This is a genomic window from Coleofasciculaceae cyanobacterium, assembly GCA_036703275.1.
Classification (GTDB): Bacteria; Cyanobacteriota; Cyanobacteriia; order Cyanobacteriales; family Xenococcaceae; genus Waterburya.
On sequence record DATNPK010000090.1, the window covers coordinates 1 to 2401 of the forward strand.

The 2401-nt window shown below is 32.9% G+C and carries 4 protein-coding genes; all 4 read right to left on the bottom strand.

From position 1 onward, the window contains the following. Positions 1 to 642 precede the first annotated feature (642 nt). Complete coding sequence (locus tag V6C71_17910; GenBank protein ID HEY9770338.1) at positions 643 to 1308, bottom strand: hypothetical protein; 666 nt, start codon at positions 1306 to 1308, stop codon at positions 643 to 645. A 103-nt stretch (positions 1309 to 1411) separates the two neighbouring features. Next, positions 1412 to 1597, bottom strand: a complete 186-nt coding sequence (locus V6C71_17915; GenBank protein ID HEY9770339.1) for a hypothetical protein — start codon at positions 1595 to 1597, stop codon at positions 1412 to 1414. 28 nt (positions 1598 to 1625) lie between these two features. After that, a complete protein-coding gene (locus V6C71_17920) occupies positions 1626 to 1910 on the bottom strand; it encodes a hypothetical protein (protein ID HEY9770340.1) in 285 nt (94 codons plus the stop codon). Between the two features lie 108 nt (positions 1911 to 2018). Then, positions 2019 to 2401, bottom strand: a 383-nt coding sequence (locus V6C71_17925) for a hypothetical protein (protein HEY9770341.1), incomplete at its 5' end; no start/stop codon positions are given.

Here is a 2401-nt window from a genome sequence, read left to right on the forward strand (position 1 = left end):
GTCCGTTCACCAGAATTTGCTTTACCAGGTAAAAAACAGTTATTAAAATCAAATCAGGAGCTAGAAGTAATTGTAATTGATGTAACAGAAACTCCGATTGAACGGACTTGAAAAAACAGAAAAAATACTACAGTGGAAAGAAGAAGCAGCATACCTTAAAATCTCAAATAATTGTTAATCAACCGACTAAACAAATTATCTGTGCAGCTTAGGGCAAGGGAAAAGAACACGATTTAAAGCTTTTCATGATGGAGCAAAACTAATTCATTAGAACCAACATCTTGTTTGGGAGATAAAGGATATCAGGGAATTCATAAAATCCATAAATTGAGTACAACACCCCATAAAAAACCGAGAAAAAGTAAGTGATCCAAAGAGCAAAAACCAGAAAATCGCCAATTAGCTTCAATTAGAATTATCATTGAACATATCAACCGCCAGCTAAAAATTTTCAGCAATTATATCAGAGCGATATCGCCATCGAAAAAGAAGGTAAGGTCTGCGTTTTAATTTAATTGTGACGCTCCGCTTATACTAAAGCATTTGCTCCGCTTATCCTAAAGGACTCGAAGCTAATCATGCACGGGCTAGTCCTTTAGGATAATTACGAACTTTGTTTAATAGCCAAATAATTGGCGATCGCTACTTTTGCAAGAGGTCTAGTGTTTTGAATTTTTTCGATATTCTTTTTGCACTTCTTCCAACTGCTAAATTTTTACTAGTTATAGAACCATTAGACATAATAATTCCATGATTAATTATTTCTGAACGTCTATTTTTCAAATCAATAGTATTTATATTTTTACTATCTAAGAAATCCACCATACTATTAAGTAGAATTGTTTCAAATACTTTTAAATACATATTTTGATCTATATCTTGAAAAGATTGTCTATATAAATTACTACTAGCATTTTCTCTTACACTATTAACAGCTCCATAATTAAAAATAGGATTTTCTTTGATTCTTAGTGTGTTTATATAGTGATTAATCAATAAAATAATCGGCTTTATCAATTGATAAAAATTAGTTGAAAATGAAATTGGTAAAATGAATATAGTTATTAATAAAGATTGCCAAATTAAATCAAATTTTGGTACTATAGTTACAGGCGACTCAATTTTATCAATTGCGTAAAAGGTGTTCTTAAGAGGCGGGAGTAAAAAATATTTCGTCTCTATAAATAGGTTATTACCAAAAATAAAAAATCTAAAAAATATTGAGAAAATCAGTTCTCCATTCCAGCCAGTTATTTGAATCCGCTTATAGTAACGATTTGATTTTTCTGACTCAAGTTTCCTTGACAAAAAGTTAGAGTTAACATAAAGAGGCTTAAAAGGATTATTTAAAAATCTTTTATTATCTCTAACTTTTTGTCCATCTACATAAAGATTATCTTCAATTTTTATTTCAATTTCGGGTAGTTCTATTTTTACTACTACGCTTTAGCACGGTTGGTAAATCAAATCCATAACAAGGAGCTATTGCTCGATACTCCTCTTCTATAGTTTGTCGAATTACCTGTTCACAGAATGCTTCATTAGAGTAAGCAGCAGCACAAAGATAACGTGTAGTTTCTGTGTTTATATTTTTCATTTTTTCAGGAAAAGTATATTAAAGTCATTTAAAAACCAAAGATTTTACTAATTAAAGGAAGTAACTTACTACAAGCTTCAACAAAATTAGTTGCATTAGGTAGTTCAGTCATCATCCCTTTTAAAGTTATAGAAGCAGCTTTTGCAAGTTTTTGCATTTCCCCGCTTTTGATATCTGTTCCTGCTACTGCTATTTTCTCTAGTTGCTCTAATGCTTCGTTCTTTTCCTCTACCTTTAGATTTGGATCGACATTAATTGATTCTTGTAATTGCTTCAATAAAGCAGCCAATTCAACAGCCTGAGTGATGGACATATCTGAATCAAAGCTAAATCCTATGTAGAACAATGAAGAGAGCGTATACGAGAAAATAATAGCTGCTCATAATAATCGGCTTCGGCTTGGCGACTAGCCCGTGCATGATTAGCTTCGCATCACAAAACAGCGTTCAGGATCGCGATAGGGCAAAGGCAACAATTGAAATAACTTTCTGCCTTGGTGAATTGTGCCTCTCAACCATCGCAAGCCAATTTTTAAATAGCTCAATCCTCTTGAATAATGAATATCTACCTGCTGCCTTAATCCTGATAACTGAACTGTAGTTCCCATAATGGTGCTGTAAAGAATAGCTACTGCTACTATCAAGTAAAGATGATTCAGTTTTCGAGCATCTCGTAAACGAGAATCAGCCAGTCCAAAAGCTCCAGATTTGCTATCCAAAAACAATTCTTCAACTCGCAAACGAAGACCATATTGCCATAGAGTTTGAAGAGTAGGAGTTTCATCCGTAATTACAAGCCCAAGGT

What these genes read in the sequence shown, in the direction of transcription:
- V6C71_17920 (HEY9770340.1), bottom strand. Translation starts at nt 1,910, where the DNA reads ATGTCCATCACTCAGGCTGTTGAATTGGCTGCTTTATTGAAGCAATTA.
- V6C71_17915 (HEY9770339.1), bottom strand. Translation starts at nt 1,597, where the DNA reads ATGAAAAATATAAACACAGAAACTACACGTTATCTTTGTGCTGCTGCT.